Source organism: Sediminibacillus sp. JSM 1682029, assembly GCF_041366435.1.
GTDB lineage: Bacteria > Bacillota > Bacilli > Bacillales > Amphibacillaceae > Sediminibacillus > Sediminibacillus terrae.
The window spans coordinates 683,125-699,465 of the sequence record NZ_JBEWYY010000001.1 but is presented as its reverse complement, the minus strand read 5'-3'; the positions used below and the strand labels follow the sequence as shown (position 1 = coordinate 699,465).

The window sequence follows — 16,341 nt, the reverse complement described above, 5'->3', positions numbered from 1 at the left end:
ACCAAAAGGGGGGAATCGATTGAATTCAAATAATATCTTGATTATACCAGCGGGATTGTTTATCGGGTTAGGCTTCGGCATATTGTTTCACAATCCGGCAGCCGGGATATTTATCGGTTTGGGTACGGGGTTTTTGATCCGCTTTGTACTTTCTTTATTTGAAAACAAACTAGCAAATAAAAATATCAGGGGAGATTAAAAATGAAATTATTTCAGACTGTAAGGATTGTCCTCATCCTATTTGTCATCGGCTCTTCCACCATTAACCTACTGTCTGGCAGCGTTGACTCATTTCCGGTCACGATGCTTGCGGGAGCAGTTTTGCTTTTATTGAATGGAATTAGTGAACTTACCAGACACAATCCGACTAATTGGGGATACATGAGCTTAACAGCGTCTTTGTTTTTGTTAATCATATCGATGGAAGGATTTTTAAATTAGATTCTTTGCATCTGTTGCTTTTCAGTCTTCCGATTTGGCATGGGATTAGACAGGACGCATGACTAGCTTGCTTTGTTGCTGTTTGAATGGAGCCGCTCTTAGAGCAGTATTTTCCGAATGCGTAAAAACAGCACGCATCTTGCAAAGATTTTGCATTTTATTTCGTACTTAACAAAAGGAGAGACTTGATTGAAAAACACAATTACCACTACAAAACGACTAATCATCCGGCCGCTGGAAAATCCGGATTACGATAACTGGCTGACACAATTCAAAGCAAGACAACCGTCCAGGTATAAGTACGACCGCGGGAAAATCGATATGACCGAATGCACAGAAAATTGGTTTACAGCATTAGTGGAAAAACACCGGGCACTTGCAGCCGTGGATGATGCCTATATTTTCGGCATTTTTCGAAAAGCAGACGGAACGCATCTCGGAATGATTGACTTTTCCACCTATGAACGGGGTGCTTTTCAATGGGGAAGAATCGGCTACACGATTCATAATCAATTTTGGCGTAATGGTTATGGAAAAGAAGCGGTAAAGGCTGCCTTGCAGATGGCATTGACAGATTTGGGTTACCATCGGATTGAAGCGCATATTAACTTAGATAACAACCCGTCGATTAATCTCGCTGTCAGCTGTGGAATGGAATACGAATGTACAAGAAAAGGATTTATCTATGAATTTGATCAATGGACAGACAATCTTATTTATTATAAAAATGCTATAGGTTAGGACATTTTCTTTTTGGAGGAAGGCCAATGCCATATTGTTACATAGAAAATACTGCTGTTCATTATCAAATAAGGGGGCATGGCATTCCAGTGTTGATGCTTCATGGATTCGGGCCAGACTCAAGATTGATGAGCGGTTGCATGGAACCGATTTTTGAACGGAGGGATGGATACCAGCGGATTTATGTCGATCTCCCTGGGATGGGAAGGACCAGAGGAAGATCAGGAATTGGGAGTGCGGACGGCTTTTTAAAACTGATTCTTAAATTCATCGATGAAGTTATAACGGAAAAGCCATTTTTAGTAGCCGGGGAGTCTTACGGTGGGTACCTGGCCCGCGGACTGCTGGAATGTAGACAGAACCAAATAAAAGGTGCAGTGTTCATTTGTCCTGTCATATTTCCTGACAAGCAAAAGCGGACCTTGCCGGAAAAGATGCACGTTTCACGAGATGAAGTGTTCCTTCAATCACTCGATTGTGAAGATAGGGAAGCTTTTGTAAGAGAAAACACGGTGCTTGATCGTCAAACATGGGTTCGTTTTCGTGAAGAAGTATTGGCGGGACTGCGGATGGCCGAAGAGGATTTCCTTATCGAAGTCCGGGACAACTATCGGTTTACTTTTCCGATTGACACGATGGCTTTTTCTGAGCCATGTCTGTTTTTATTGGGCAAGCAGGACGCAGTTGTCGGTTATAAGGATGCGTTCAAGCTGGATGAAATTTTTCCGCGAAGTACTTTTGTCGTATTGGATCGGGCAGGACACTATCTGCAAATCGAACAAGCGCAATTGTTTGAAGTACATATGAATGAATGGCTCGACAGGTTCGAGAAGATATAAGATAGCAGCCGGAACGGAGGGAGAAGAGGGATGCGAAAACAGAAGGCAAAATTAAACGCAACACTTTTGCTGGCAGGGGTGGGAATTTCTTCATTTGGGGACTTTGTTTACTTGGTTGCTATCAATGTACTCGTTCTCCAGTTGACTGGGTCGGCGGCAGCCGTAGCAGGACTTTGGATAATGGGCCCCGTCGCTTCTATTTTGACGAAATTCTGGTCTGGAAGCTTGATAGACCGGATGAACAAACGGAGGTTGATGATTCTTACGGATGTTTTTCGCGCTTTGTTGGTAGCTGTCATTCCGTTTATTGCCACTGTATGGCTTATATACTTCTGTTTGTTTTTCCTGTCTGTAGCCAAAGCATTTTTTGAACCGACTTCCGTTTCTTATATAACCGGAGTGATACCAAAACAGCAGCGGAAACGATTCAATTCATTCCGCAGTCTGGTCACCTCCGGCGCTTTTTTAGTCGGACCTGCCATTGCTGGTGTGCTGCTTATGGTGACATCTGCCAGTATCGCTATCTGGATCAATGCTGTATCTTTCTTGTTTTCCGCCATTCTTCTTAGCTGGCTGCCCAATTTGGATGTGGAGGATGATACTTCAAGAACGTTTTCTTGGAAACTTCTAAGAGAGGATTGGCATCAAGTCATCGATTTTAGTAAAAATCATCAGTACGTCATGCTGGTTTATTTAGTTGCCCAGTTGTTCATGGTGGCAGCGTTAGGAATGGATGCGCAGGAAGTTGTTTTTACTCAGCGGGTGCTCGGTTTGACAGAGGCAGATTTCGGATTGCTTATCAGTATAACCGGAGCTGGTTCTATTGCCGGGGCAGCCACTATAACGATTCTTGCAAAGAAACTGTCAATCCGGCTATTGGTTGCCAGCGGCTATTTACTAGTTGCAGCGGGTTATTTAATTTATGCTTTTTCCTTCTCCTTCTGGTCGGTAGCTACTGGATTTATTATTCTCGGATTCTTTAATGCTTTTTCGTCTACGGGTCTCCTGACGTTTTACCAAAATAATGTGCCATTATCCATCATGGGGAGAATCAGCAGTGTGTACGGTAGCTTGCAAAGTCTGCTGCAAATCTTGTTTATCTTGTTGATCGGTTTTACCGGGGACTTGGTACCGTTACGTTATAGTATTATTGCGGGTTCCTTGTTGATTGCAGCTTTGAGTGTCATACTTACGGTATTGGTTTATCAGCCTTCCAGGAGTCGGCATTTTGCGGAAGAATCAGAAACACTAGAGCAAGCCCATTAAGTAACAGGAGGCTGATTGGATGAATGAAAACCATGTTCTGGTCATCGGTGGTACAGGTATGTTGTCAAAAGTGTCAATATGGCTGGCGGATCATCATGCACAAGTTTCCGTGATTGGCAGGACGCAGGAGAAACATAGCGACTTGATGAAGATGGCTGGTGATCCGGCACGACTTAACAATATCGCAGTAGATTATTATAATTTGGACGCTTTGGAGACAGAGCTGAAGCGAGCTATGGACAAGCATGGGCCGATCACTTTGGCAGTCTGCTGGTCGCCTTTTTACCCTGCCGTGGAACGAATCAGCCGGGTAATCACCGAATGGTCAGACAGATGGCGGCTTTACCATGTGAAAGGAAGTAGACGTTACTTTGAAGATGAACCATTAAGCGTGCCTGCATCCTGTCAATATCGAAGTATTTACTTGGGATTTGTCATGACTGGAAATGGATCAAGATGGCTGACACACGCTGAAATAGCTGATGGTATTATAGAAAGCGTGAAGAATGATGAAGATGGAGCTGTCGTCGGGACGGTCCATCCATATGAGAAACGTCCTTGTTGAATGGTGGAAGAGAGGTGCATATGATGGATATCAGGCATTTAAAATACTTTATAGAAGTTTGTCAGTACAACAGTTTTACTCGGGCCGCGGATCATTTGTATGTGACGCAGCCTACCATCAGTAAGATGATAAAAAATCTTGAAGCGGAGCTGGGTGTAGAGCTTTTTGATCGGTCAAAAAAGCAGTTGGAATTGACGGATGCTGGAAGAATCATACTCGAACAAGCCCATACAATCGATAAGGCATTTGACAATTTACAAACAGAACTTGACGATTTACTGGGATTGCAAAAAGGGCATATTCGTATCGGTTTGCCCCCGATTATGGATGCCGATAAATTTATTCGTATTTTAGGAGACTTTCATCAGCTTTATCCACAGATAACATTTCAGCTTATCGAAAACGGGACAAAAAAAATCGAAGAAGATATTTATCATGATGAATTGGATGTGGGAATTACCGTTTTGCCGACAATGGAAGATGAATTCCATTACTTTTCTTTCATGAAAGAAGAGTTGCGGGTAGTAGTCCCTGAATCCCATTCGCTTGCTTCCAGAAAACAAGTGAAATTGGAAGAATTGAAGGAACAGCAATTTATATTGTTCAATAAAGATTTTGCGCTGAATGATCAAATTTCAGAGGCATGTAGAAATGCAGGATTTATCCCCCGGGTCGTTGCTGAAAGCTCCCAATGGGATTTTATCGGAAAAATGATTGCGACCGATTTGGGGATCTGTATCCTGCCTTATAGTGTTTCCCAACTCTTAAAAGAAAAGGTGCGGACAATAAAAATAGTAAAACCGACGATTGAGTGGGATTTGGCGGTAATATGGAGGAAAAATCATTACTTATCGTATGCGACCAGGGAGTGGCTTGAGTACACCCAAGAACGCTTGACTTTAGGAAACACCTCGACATGAGGCCACTAAAATATAGAAGTTTTATGATAGGTAGCATTTTAAAAAAGCGGTCAGTGCGGAATTAAATTTCCCCACTGACCGCTTTTCGTCTGATTTTTAGAGCATTAGTTTAACGATTCGTTTTACGTTTGCCGTGAAAATCCCCATAGCACCTTGAACGCGCATGCCTGCGAGACCCGGTGATGAGGCGGCCTCATATCCGTGTTCTATGCTTCAATTCGCTATTTTCAGCTTCAATCTTATATCGTTCCTTCGCACTTTTTTTTAAGGTATCACTGTTTTGAAAGGTGAGTTGATCGATATGTTCTTCGGATTTTAAGCTGACCGAATAACTTTTGGTTTTGGCATCAGGTTTATAACACCCTTTCTGAAGAGGACAACGTTTACGCTTTTCGACATCAAAATAGTGGGTTTCTAGCTGATTTTGAGGTTGACCCTAGGATGGAGGCGGCATAGCCAATAAGCTCAGAAATAAGTACAGCTGATCGTCTGTCAAAAGCTGTGAATTGTCCGATTTTCCCTGAAGTTGGAAGAAAGGCGCATTTATTTTTCTAATGCGTTTTGCCAAAACCATACTTTTCCTCCATAGGTTGAAGCGATTACATAGATAAAATCTATCCTTTCAATAAAAAATATCCATTTTACGAATCCTTTCCGGCAGTTTTACACTCAGTATGTACACAAAAAACGAAGGAAGGATCGATCAAATGGTTGATGCAAAGAATCCAAAGGAAAGTTTGATAGTCAATACGGATCAAGTAATGATTAATGATTTGAACAATTACAACACGTTGTTCGGTGGAGTGCTAATGAAAAAACTGGATAACAATGCTACATTATCGGCAAGACGCCATGCCAGGGTAAAAGAATGTGTGACAGCTTCGACAGATTCTATTGATTTCTTGCATCCGATTCATCAGACTGATTCGGTTTGTGTAGAATCCTTTGTTTCTTACACAGGGAATAAATCCATGGAAATTTTTTGCAAGGTGATTGCAGAGGATATGCTTACAGGTGAACGTCGCATTGCAGCAACGGCATTTTTAACGTTTGTAGCTTTAGATGAAAATAAAAAACCGATTAAAGTACCTGAAATCATTCCCGAAACCGAGGAAGAAATTTTCCTTTACGAGTCAGGTAAAGAGCGTGCAGAAATCCGGAGACAACGTAGAAAGCATAGCAAGGAACTAACGGAAAAAATCGGCATACTTAAGCCTTGGGAAAGAGGAGAGAAGATACATGACCAAGAAATTAGCTAGTCTATCAGAAATTTATCAGGCTAAAGAGGATATAGAACACTTAAAACAGCAAAAGCCGGAGCTTTATGAACACCTTCTTCACGTAGTGAGCCTGACAAGACAGCTGCAGATCAAATACGGGTATTTGGGTTCCTTGTTGATGGAGGAGACACCAAAATATCAACCGGAATTTGTGAGGGAATCCGTTCTCAGCTTGTATCTGGAAGAAGTAGAAAAACTTAAAAACCGGGCGGATATTAATTTGGTAAAAGATATTATCGAAAGGCATCGGCAGGTCAGCGAGTCAAAAATATGTCTGCTTCTACTTGGAGCGAAACCAGAACTGCTCCAAGGTTCGACTATTATGAAGTAAGGATGGGGCGGATCACAAAGGGCGATTTTAATTGGAAAATGCGAAAAAGCAGAATATATATTTTGGAGTGTTGCTATCTGCAGTGCTTCCCCATCGAGGTTTTAAGACAATCCTCTCTGTGTGGCAAAATGCCATAAGCTTACACTAGAGAATTTCTGGAATGATAACTGGCAAAAAGTCTATGCAGCGAAAGTGCAGAGAGGAATTGAAGGCCGGCTATGCCTCCGCCGCCAACCGGCCGCTTTCTGACCAGGATGAGAAAAGTACTCTTGCAAGCCATAATCAGAATTCATGCTTTGCCAACGTTATGGCAATCTCGTCTTCGATTGCGGTGATTCCAGAACTGCCAGAACTGGAACCTAGATAATTATTGATCAGGACGGCAAAGATCAATTTTTCTCCGTCTTTGGCAGTGACATAGCCAGACAGTGTTGAAACGCTGTTCAGTGAACCGGTCTTTGCTTTAACGTTTCCCTTTGCAGGATCTTCTTTCATCCGATTACGGAGGGTTCCCCCGACCAGGCGGTCGGAAATGCCGGCAATAGGAAGAGATTGTTCCCAGACCGGAAACCAAGGTTTCTCCTGTGCGTGGTATAATAACTGGGACAGACTATTGGCAGGGATATAGGTTTTATGAGACATACCGGAGCCGTCACGCAATTGGATGGTGCCGGTGTCTACCCCCAATTCTTTCGCAACCGACTTGGTCACTTGCAAGCCTTTATCCCAGCTTCCTTCACCATGCTCTACTTTGCCCATTTCTTTCGTCAACATCTCTCCATGTCCATTGTTGCTTAATTTCATAAAGGGGATTAACAGCTCTTTCAGTGGCATTGATTTCTTTTCAGCAAGCCTCTTTGCCTGTTTAGGGGTTTGATGGAAACCAATATCGGTTTTTCCGATAAAAGAAATGCCTTCTTCCGCCAGGATTCGTTTGAAAACATTCAAAGCATAACCTGTGGGTTCCCATACAGAGGACCACGATTTAGATGGCGATCCGTTTAATGGCATGCTGCCCTCAATAACGATTTCGTTCGTGCCATGCTGACGGATGATGGAAATATCCTTTGTTTCCTTTTCAGCGACCATCTTTGTCTGATTGTTGATCGTTATGTAATCATTCTCAGGTGTCAATCGGATGTTGGCTGGCTCTCCGACCTGATCAGAAGGGGTTACTTCGACAATGACCGTTCCGGCATCAAAATCGGAATCAGGTGACAACGTAAGAGCGGATACCTGGGCTCCGGTGTAGTAGGGTTCATCCGACCAATTCAAATCTTCAGATAAACGTACGTCATCATACCACGTATCATCCCCGACGAGCTTGCCTTTAATTTTGTGAATGCCTTGATTCTGCAACGCTGCTGCGAATTGCCTTAAGTCTTCCTCCATCAATGTCGGGTCCCCTTTTCCCTTGAGATAGAGGTTGCCGTGTAGCACTTTGCCTTTTACTGATCCGTCCGTCCATACTTCGGTCGTGAATCGATAGTCCGGTCCCAGTGTGTCCAAAGCGGCGGCACTCGTCAATAATTTCATGTTGGAAGCAGGACGTAAACGTGTATTCCCATTGTGTGAATATATCTGTTCGCCGGTTTTGGCTTTCCGGACGCTGACTCCTGTCACAGTACCGGCGAGTTTATTATCTGCCAGAATTTCGTCCAATTTTTGTTTTAATGTCTTTGTCTCTGTTGTTTGGCTTGAGGGCGGATCTTCCGAAGCAGTAAGCTGAAAGTTCATCGTTTGTCCGGCTAACGGAAGGAAGAGAAGCATTGCGAAAACGAGCAGCATTAAGGTACGCTTTTTAATGATAGACAAACTTGCACATCCTCTCTTAAATGTTTGAATAGTTAAATAATAATGGAATTACATCCTGATTTGGTGTTTTTTTCGGAAATCAAGCCCCATTACCCACTTGGATGGAAGCTTATATGGCTTTTAGAGCAGGAACTTAGTCGGTGCCTTTATCCAGCCTATTTAAAAAGTGTAGGAAAAAGAAGTATTTTCTATGCAAGAGCAGACAGGAAATATAAATACAAAAAGGAGAGAAGGCGTTGGAAAAGAAAAAGGATTATTTTTCCCATACAGAACAGGTCGAAATCGTATCCGGAAACAATGAACATTTCCGGCTGATGGTGAGCGTACCCGATCAGGAAGTACCGGAGGAGGGATTTCCTGTGCTTTATGTGTTGGACGGAAATGCTTTCTTCCAAACGATTCGTGAAATGGCTCGTGTCCAATCGCATAAGCCGGACAAAACTGGTGTTTCACCACTGGTCATAGTCGGCCTCGGGCATCCGACAGAAAAGGACTTTGATCCAGCATACCGAATCCGAGATTATACTTTCCCGATTAAAAACGGAAAAGTTCCTCCTCAGTTTTCCGACTATGAAAATGGACAGGCAAAAGCTTTTGCGAATTTTATTGAGTCAGAAGTAAAACCAATGATTTCAGAGCATGTATCTATTAATACACGGAAGCAGGCACTGTTCGGCCACTCTCTCGGAGGGTTGTTCGTCCTTTATTCGCTTTTAAACTATCCTGGTTCATTTCAGCGCTATGTCGCATGCAGCCCGTCGGTATGGTGGGATGATCGGGGGATTTTCCGCTATTTGGAAGAGTGGGATAAAGGCAAAAAACAAACAAGAGCAGGTACGGGGGTTTTTCTGGCAGCGGGTTCGTTGGAAAGGGATTTCATGCGGGAAGACGTCAGGCGGCTGGCAGATACCTTTGCTAGGTTATCCCCTTCCTTGTTTTCCGTCTATCATGAGGCGGAAGGGGAAAATCACATATCGGTGGTCTATAATGTCATGAGCAAGGTTCTCAGGTTTGTTTCCTCCTGAAGGCTAGGGGTTGTAATAGAACCATTGGACCGTTACAAAAGCCCCGGGAAAGGGAGTGGAAACAAGAATTTTCCTTCTTTTGGTCCCTTTCTCGTGTCCTCTTTTTTTTATAAAATGAACATACTTCTTCACATAGACCAACATATGCGTATGCATTACCTCATTTGAGCTTTTCTTAAAAATTCCCTATCCACAGTGATTATATCAAACAATAACATTGTTAATTTTCCGAAAAATCAAAAAATAGCTTGTTTTCTTGAAGTCCATCCCATATAATTAATCTTGTCACTCTTTATATCCTTTATTTTCTATTTATGATAAAAAATGTAATTTATTGCTTTTCATTTTTATCCATGAGATACGGGGAGGGAGAATATTGGCTGATACGTTACTCGAGATTCAGCATTTAAACACGTCTTTTCGAATCCATGATGGTTATTATGCTGCAGTAGACGATGTGACGTTGACGGTTAACAAAAATGAAGTGTTGGCAATTGTCGGTGAATCAGGCTCAGGTAAAAGTGCTCTGGCTTTTTCCATCATGGGGTTGCACAATCGGGCAAAAATAGAAGGCAGTATATTATTTAAAGAGCAAGAACTGGTTGGGTTGCCGTATAGCAAGCTTAATCAGCTCCGCGGTGACCAACTTTCCATGATTTTTCAGGACCCGTTGACGGCTTTGAACCCCCTCATGAATATTGGAGATCAAATAGGGGAAGCCATTCTGCTCCACCAGAAAAAACTTACCAAAAAAAAGCGGAAAGAAAGAGTGATCGATTTACTGAATCAAGTGGGCATTCCCCGACCGGAACAAATCTGTGAACAATTCCCCCATCAATTGTCAGGGGGGATGAGACAGCGGGTGATCATTGCCATCGCCATAGCCAACAGACCGGAATTGCTGATAGCCGATGAGCCGACAACAGCGTTGGATGTAACCATCCAGGCGCAAATTTTAGATTTGATCAGAGAATTAAAAGAAAACATGCATGCCGGAATCATTCTGATTACCCATGATCTTGGGGTGGTGGCTGAAATGGCGGACAGGGTCGCTGTGATGTATGCAGGCCAGATAGTGGAGCTGGCAGACGTCCATACGTTATTTGAAAAGCCGCTCCATCCTTATACCCGATCGCTTTTGCATTCGGTTCCGAATGAAGGACAGGATAAGCTGCATGTCATTCAAGGTATTGTTCCATCGCTCCAGCATCTGCCAAGACGGGGTTGCAGGTTTGCAGAACGTATCCCGTGGCTGGATGGTTCGGCACATGAAGAGCAACCGGAACTTCATGAAGTGAAGCCAGAACATTTCGTGCGATGCACGTGTTATCGCCATTTCCATTTCCCGGCGGAAAGGGAGGGATGGACGCATGGCATTTCTTGAAGTGAAAAATTTGAAAGTCCATTTCCCGGTCCGGGGTGGGTTGTTCAATCGAAAAATCGGCGCTGTGAAAGCAGTGGACGGTGTATCTTTTACAATTGAACAAGGGAAAACCTACGGATTGGTGGGGGAATCAGGATCAGGAAAAACAACTACCGGACGGGCAATCATCGGTTTGAACAAAATAACGGAGGGACAGGTGATTTTCGAGGGAGAAGGTTTAACGGGGAAAAATCCCAGGCGAAAAAAAGATGTTCAAATGATCTTCCAAGACCCTTACTCCTCTTTGAACCCGAGGAAGCGTGTGCTGGATATTATCGCCGAACCGCTTCGGAACTATGAGAACCTGACCAAACAGGACGAGCTGGAACAAGTGATTCAACTTTTAAAAAGGGTGGGACTAAGCGAGGACAGCATCTGGAAATACCCTCATGAATTTTCAGGTGGTCAGCGGCAGAGAATCGGAATTGCCCGGGCGATAGCATTGAAACCGAAACTTATCATAGCCGATGAACCCGTTTCCGCTCTTGATGTATCGGTCCAGGCACAAGTACTGAACTTTATGCAGGAGATCCAGGAGGAATTGAACCTTACATATTTGTTTATCAGCCATGACTTGGGGATTGTCAAGCATATGAGTGACCGGATCGGAATTATGTACAAGGGCCGTTTTGTCGAAGAGGGGACAACGGGAGAGATATTCAATAGTCCACAGCACATATACACAAAACGGCTGGTGGCGGCGATACCGGATATCGATCCGAAAAAAAGGTCTCTTCAAAAGCGTCTGCGCCAGGAAGTACAGGCCGAATACACACGTTCTTACCATGATTATTTTGATGAACAAGGGCTTGTCTATGATTTGCGCAACATCTCTGATTCCCACCTAGCAGCATTGCCGGAGAAAGGTTGAGGATCTTATGTGGAAATTCATTGTTAGAAGGTTGCTCATTACGATGCCACAAGTTTTATTGCTGAGTGTCCTGGTATTCCTTATGGCTCAGATGATGCCCGGTGACGCTCTCTCTGGACAAATTGATCCGAATATCGATCCAGCAGCCATCGAGGCGCAACGTGAAAAACTTGGCTTGAACAATCCTTGGTATGTGCAGTATGTGGATTGGGTGGGTTCCGCGCTTCATGGAGATCTCGGTCAGTCTTTCCGTCATAAAATGCCAGTGACGGATTTGATTGGACAGCGGCTTGCCAATACTTTTTGGCTTGCTGTTGCAACCCTGATTCTTACCTATCTAATTGCAATCCCTCTTGGCATTACAAGCGGGAGATACAATGACACACTTCGCGACCAGTTGATCACAGGCTATACCTACATTGGCTTTGCTACTCCGTTATTCATATTTGCTTTGGTATCTCTTTGGGTTTTCGGGTTCAAGCTGGAATGGTTTCCGACGGGAGGCAGCGTGGCACCGGGACTTGAGCCAGGAACCTTCCCTTATATTGTGAGTAAACTGCAGCACCTATTATTGCCGGCTCTGTCCATGGCTTTGATCACCACGGTGAATACTGTCCAATATTTACGCAGTGAAATAATCGATACCAAACAAAAAGATTTCATTATCACAGCAAGAGCGAAAGGGGCTCCGGAGTCCCGGGTCTATAATCGTCATATCTTGCGTAATTCTCTGCTTCCGCTTGCGGCATTCCTCGGTTTTGAAATCACTGGTTTGATTGGAGGAACGATATTCGTCGAAACCATTTACAGTTACCCGGGAATGGGATTGTTATTCATGGATTCTATCACGCTACGGGATTATAGCGTGGTCACTTCGGTCGTGTTGCTGCTGGGTGTGGTTTCCATCTTAGGTGTGCTGCTGTCGGATATCATTTTAAGCATTGTAGATCCCAGAATCCGTATTAAATAAATGATCAAGAGGTGAAAAACATGGCTGAACTGCAGGCTGGCACTCCTGGCAAACAGGAAAAAAGCCCTTCCGGAGTCATGATTTTGTGGCGGGAACTGGCCAGGGACCGGATTGCACTTATATCCTTCATTTTCTTGTTGTTGGTCACGATTTTTGTGTATGGCATTTCCTTGTTTTTAGATCAAGATGAAATTGTTTCGGTAGATTTGTTTGAGATCCATCAACCCCCATCGGAAGAATTTTGGCTTGGGACAGATTATGGTGGCAGGGATGTGTTCGGCCAATTGATCATTGGTACACGCAATTCTCTGTCTATCGGTATTCTGGTCACCTTGATGACCGGAATCATAGGGGTGCTGTATGGTTTGATTTCCGGTTACTTTGGCGGGACGGTCGATAATATCATGATGCGGGTCGTCGACTTCTTTCTTATTCTCCCGTTTTTGATGATTGTCATTGTTTTCGTGGCTATTGTTCCCAAATATGATATTTTTTCGTTTTCTTTGATTATGACTTCCTTTTTATGGATGGGGATTGCCCGTTTGGTTCGTTCCAAAGCCTTACAGGAAAGGGAACTGGATTATGCTCAGGCATCCAAATCGCTGGGAACTCCGGAATGGAAAATCATGTTTTCACAAGTCCTGCCGAATTTGAGTTCCTTGATTATCGTTACGATGACGTTGAATTTAGCTGCGAATATCGGTTTGGAGTCCGGGCTGTCTTTTCTGGGATTCGGATTTCCGGAAAGCACGCCAAGTCTTGGTACTTTGCTTGGTTATGCTAGGAACCCGCAAACCTTGGAATACAGATGGTGGATATGGGTGCCAGCAGCGGTACTGATTTTTGTGCTGATGTTAAGCGTCCGCAATGTGGGTGAAGCACTGAAGCGGGCTTCCGATTCAAGACAGAGGCGAGGGTGAAGAAGGCAGTTAGAGTGGATACTCACATCAATGACGGTGTTATTGATGCTGTGTATAGATAGTCAGTCACTAGCGCTGGCATACCATTTTAAGGGGAGGAAATTAGATGAGTAAGAGATATCTCGGCAAGCTGTTTTCCTTGTTGACGCTGGTCCTTATGTTTTTCATTTTGACAGCGTGCAATGACGAGGATGCAGAAGCGGAAGTCGAAGGAAACGACAATGCGGATAAGGGTGAAGCTGCACAGGACGATGTTTTTTCGATTGATGATTTTGAACAAATCAAGACCAATCAAGGAGAGGCCATCGAGGGCGGGACGCTTAACTTCGGCTTAGTTTCCGATACTGCTTTTGAAGGGACATTGAACTTTAACTTTTACTCCGGAAATCCAGATGCACAGGTGATTAGCTGGTTCGATGAATCGTTGTTGGATGTGGATGAAAACTACGCTTATACGAATGACGGAGCTGCAACGCTCGATGTAAACAGGGAAGCAAAGACAATCACATTCAAAATCCGCGATAACGTCAACTGGCATGATGGTGAGCCTGTGACAGCTGAAGACTGGCAGTTTGCCTACGAGGTGATAGGTCACCCGGACTATGACGGAATCCGATATGGATCGGATTTTACTATTATCAAAGGCATGGAGGCCTACCATAGTGGAGAGGCAGACGCAATATCCGGAATTGAAGTCATCGATGAAAAAACCATGAAAATATCCTATGACACCTTTACCCCATCGCTTTTGTCAAGCGGCATTTGGTCTTATGCTATGCCAAAACATATCTTCAAAGACATTCCGGTTGCTGATATGTCTTCCTCTCCGGAAGTACGGGAAAAACCCATCGGGATGGGTCCTTTTAAAGTAGACTCGATTGTGCCTGGTGAATCCGTGACCTTCGTGAAAAACGAAAATTACTGGCGGGGGGAACCAAACCTCGATGGGGTTACGCTAAAAGTGATCAATCCGAATGTAGTCGTGCAGGCATTGGAAAATGGAGAAGTGGACTTGGTTGATAGTTTTCCTACCGATCAATATCCAGAGAATGCGGATATGTCCAATGTAGAGTTTGTCGGCGACGTAGACCTTGCTTATACGTACATTGGTTTCAAATTGGGAAAATGGGATGCAGAGGCTGGTGAGGTCATCCCGGATCCTGAAGCAAAAATGGCAGACGTTGATCTAAGAAGAGCCATGTGGCATGCCGTAGACAATGATACGGTCGGCAAAAAGTTTTACAACGGGCTTCGCTGGAATGCCAATACACTCATTCCTCCATCCCACCCTGACTATCATGATGACAGTATCGAAGCGCCGACCTACGATCCTGACAAGGCGAACCAGCTTTTGGACGATGCTGGCTATGAAGATGTCAATGGCGATGGTATCCGTGAGGACAAAGATGGCAATGAATTTGTGATCAACTTTGCTTCGATGTCAGGAGGTGACACTGCAGAACCGTTGGCTCAATATTATATCCAGGCGTGGGAAGCAGTAGGCTTGAAAGTCGAATTGCTTGATGGCCGTTTGCAGGAATTCAATACTTTCTATGACCGTGTGGAAGCAGATGATCCGGAAATCGACATTTATCAAGGTGCCTGGTCTGTAGGGTATGATGTCAATCCGGCTGGTTTATATGGCAGAGATGCTGCTTTTAATTATACCCGTTATGCAAGTGAAGAAAACGATGCCTTGCTGCAGGAAGGGGTATCGGAAAAAGCATTCGACGAGGCTTACCGTCAGGATGTCTATAGTAAATGGCAGGAGCTGATGGTGGACGAAATCCCTGTATTCCCGACGGTCTACCGGGCAGTGATCATTCCGGTGAACAACCGGGTGCAAAACTATGCTGTCGACTTCAAGGATGGAGTCGGAATCTATCGTTATCAGTTAGCTTTGACTCAGGAAGAAGCAGTGACTGCTGAATAACCGAATAGACTAGAAGTAGTGGATGCAAGACAAGGTGAATATAGAAAAACCGAACGATTTTCGAAGGTTGTTTTGAATCATCGTTCGGTTTTTCTTATGGCAGGAAATATTGAGGAGTTGTCGACGAAGATGAACGGTTAAGATATAGTATAAATGATGAAGATGATGGAAAAAATCCAGGCGAAATAGAAGGAGAGGGACGATGCAATTGTTAAGGAAGATGCTGCTCAAGTCTTGCGCTGGCAAAAAAGGAACAAAGGATTTTTTGATCGGTTACCAGACATGAAGAGGTTGGCATTATGATACAGGCTGTTCTGTTTGATCTGGATGGGACCATGCTGGACCGTGAAAGAAGCATTCGTTTTTTCATACATCGTCAATATGACCGGCTGGAGGGCTATTTGGAAGGTGTGGAGAAAAAGGAATTTATCGAAGCTTTCTTGAAATTAGACGCCGGCGGATATGTTTGGAAAGACAGGGTATATCAGCAGCTGGTCAGTATGTTTTCCATTACTTCTGTTTCCTGGCAGGAATTACTTGATGATTACATAAGTCACTTCAAGAATAGTTGTATCCCGTATCCCAACCTTAAAAGTGTCCTGGAAACCTTGAGGTTTCAGGGGTTAAAGTTAGGAGTCATCACGAATGGCCGGTATCCCTTTCAACTGGATTCCATCAAAGCGCTTGGTATTGAAAGTTTTTTTGACGTAGTGTTGGTTTCTGAAAAAGAGGGGATCAAAAAACCTGATCCAACTATCTTCCATAGAGCTTCAAGGCAGCTGGACGCTCCCCTGGACAAATGCTTGTTTGTCGGAGACCATCCGCAAAAGGATATTGCAGCAGCTGGAAACGCAGGGATGATTACTGTATGGAAAAAGACAAAGGGGAGTAATCCGGAACCAGCCGATTACACCATTCATCAATTAGAGGATTTATTGAAGATAGACGTGTTGAAATATAGCAAAGAGACTAGGAACAGGAGAAAATAGATACCTCCTTGT

At 43.9% G+C, this 16,341-nt stretch carries 17 protein-coding genes and 1 pseudogene; 16 read left to right on the top strand and 2 right to left on the bottom strand.

Features of this window, described 5'->3' with window-relative positions; genetic code table 11:
• Window positions 1–19: 19 nt before the first annotated feature.
• The 7 genes from ABVF09_RS03550 to cidR all read left to right on the top strand — a co-directional run bounded on the left by ABVF09_RS03550 (window position 20) and on the right by cidR (window position 4,772).
• The gene (locus ABVF09_RS03550; protein ID WP_026571637.1) at window positions 20–199 is read left to right on the top strand and encodes a hypothetical protein; all 180 of its coding nucleotides are present in this window, start codon (window positions 20–22) and stop codon (window positions 197–199) included.
• A gap of 2 nt (window positions 200–201) precedes the next feature.
• Entirely contained in the window at window positions 202–441 is a 240-nt protein-coding gene (locus ABVF09_RS03545) for a hypothetical protein (RefSeq protein ID WP_371068630.1), read from the top strand.
• A gap of 189 nt (window positions 442–630) precedes the next feature.
• Window positions 631–1,182 (top strand): GNAT family N-acetyltransferase, encoded by a 552-nt coding sequence (locus tag ABVF09_RS03540; protein WP_153462172.1) that lies wholly within the window; start codon window positions 631–633, stop codon window positions 1,180–1,182.
• A gap of 26 nt (window positions 1,183–1,208) precedes the next feature.
• Window positions 1,209–2,021 (top strand): alpha/beta fold hydrolase, encoded by an 813-nt coding sequence (locus ABVF09_RS03535; RefSeq protein WP_371068629.1) that lies wholly within the window; start codon window positions 1,209–1,211, stop codon window positions 2,019–2,021.
• 30 nt (window positions 2,022–2,051) lie between these two features.
• Window positions 2,052–3,287: an MFS transporter gene (locus tag ABVF09_RS03530; protein ID WP_153462168.1), complete on the top strand. Its 1,236-nt coding sequence runs from the start codon at window positions 2,052–2,054 to the stop codon at window positions 3,285–3,287.
• Window positions 3,288–3,306: 19 nt separating this feature from the next.
• Window positions 3,307–3,852, top strand: coding sequence for a Rossmann-fold NAD(P)-binding domain-containing protein (locus tag ABVF09_RS03525; RefSeq protein ID WP_371068628.1), 546 nt, complete (start codon window positions 3,307–3,309; stop codon window positions 3,850–3,852).
• A gap of 23 nt (window positions 3,853–3,875) precedes the next feature.
• On the top strand, window positions 3,876–4,772 hold the full coding sequence (gene cidR / locus ABVF09_RS03520) for a cidABC operon transcriptional activator CidR (protein ID WP_026771669.1): 897 nt from the start codon (window positions 3,876–3,878) through the stop codon (window positions 4,770–4,772).
• Between the two features lie 96 nt (window positions 4,773–4,868).
• Here the strand turns inward: cidR and ABVF09_RS03515 are convergent.
• Window positions 4,869–5,196: pseudogene (locus ABVF09_RS03515) on the bottom strand (transposase); the annotation flags it as partial.
• Between the two features lie 283 nt (window positions 5,197–5,479).
• On the opposite strand from ABVF09_RS03515, the gene ABVF09_RS03510 reads away from it, so the two are divergent.
• Window positions 5,480–6,031 (top strand): acyl-CoA thioesterase, encoded by a 552-nt coding sequence (locus ABVF09_RS03510; protein WP_026571644.1) that lies wholly within the window; start codon window positions 5,480–5,482, stop codon window positions 6,029–6,031.
• Window positions 6,012–6,383, top strand: coding sequence for a hypothetical protein (locus ABVF09_RS03505; RefSeq protein ID WP_026571645.1), 372 nt, complete (start codon window positions 6,012–6,014; stop codon window positions 6,381–6,383). The genes ABVF09_RS03510 and ABVF09_RS03505 overlap by 20 nt, the downstream gene beginning before the upstream one ends.
• A gap of 282 nt (window positions 6,384–6,665) precedes the next feature.
• On the opposite strand, the gene dacB is transcribed toward ABVF09_RS03505, so the two are convergent.
• Entirely contained in the window at window positions 6,666–8,171 is a 1,506-nt protein-coding gene (gene dacB, locus ABVF09_RS03500) for a D-alanyl-D-alanine carboxypeptidase/D-alanyl-D-alanine endopeptidase (RefSeq protein WP_371068663.1), read from the bottom strand.
• 263 nt (window positions 8,172–8,434) lie between these two features.
• Between dacB and ABVF09_RS03495 the strand changes: the two genes are divergently transcribed.
• The 7 genes from ABVF09_RS03495 to ABVF09_RS03465 all read left to right on the top strand — a co-directional run bounded on the left by ABVF09_RS03495 (window position 8,435) and on the right by ABVF09_RS03465 (window position 16,329).
• Complete coding sequence (locus ABVF09_RS03495) at window positions 8,435–9,223, top strand: alpha/beta hydrolase (RefSeq protein WP_371068627.1); 789 nt, start codon at window positions 8,435–8,437, stop codon at window positions 9,221–9,223.
• Window positions 9,224–9,599: 376 nt separating this feature from the next.
• Window positions 9,600–10,607 (top strand): ABC transporter ATP-binding protein, encoded by a 1,008-nt coding sequence (locus ABVF09_RS03490; RefSeq protein WP_371068626.1) that lies wholly within the window; start codon window positions 9,600–9,602, stop codon window positions 10,605–10,607.
• Complete coding sequence (locus ABVF09_RS03485; RefSeq protein ID WP_026771664.1) at window positions 10,594–11,517, top strand: ABC transporter ATP-binding protein; 924 nt, start codon at window positions 10,594–10,596, stop codon at window positions 11,515–11,517. Before ABVF09_RS03490 ends, ABVF09_RS03485 begins: the two co-directional genes overlap by 14 nt.
• Before the next feature lie 7 nt (window positions 11,518–11,524).
• Window positions 11,525–12,487, top strand: a complete 963-nt coding sequence (gene opp4B, locus ABVF09_RS03480; protein ID WP_371068625.1) for an oligopeptide ABC transporter permease — start codon at window positions 11,525–11,527, stop codon at window positions 12,485–12,487.
• 20 nt (window positions 12,488–12,507) lie between these two features.
• Window positions 12,508–13,407, top strand: coding sequence for an ABC transporter permease (locus ABVF09_RS03475; RefSeq protein ID WP_371068624.1), 900 nt, complete (start codon window positions 12,508–12,510; stop codon window positions 13,405–13,407).
• Window positions 13,408–13,513: 106 nt separating this feature from the next.
• Window positions 13,514–15,340 (top strand): oligopeptide ABC transporter substrate-binding protein, encoded by a 1,827-nt coding sequence (opp4A, locus tag ABVF09_RS03470; protein WP_371068623.1) that lies wholly within the window; start codon window positions 13,514–13,516, stop codon window positions 15,338–15,340.
• Window positions 15,341–15,639: 299 nt separating this feature from the next.
• Window positions 15,640–16,329: an HAD family hydrolase gene (locus ABVF09_RS03465; protein WP_026771660.1), complete on the top strand. Its 690-nt coding sequence runs from the start codon at window positions 15,640–15,642 to the stop codon at window positions 16,327–16,329.
• Window positions 16,330–16,341 lie beyond the last annotated feature (12 nt).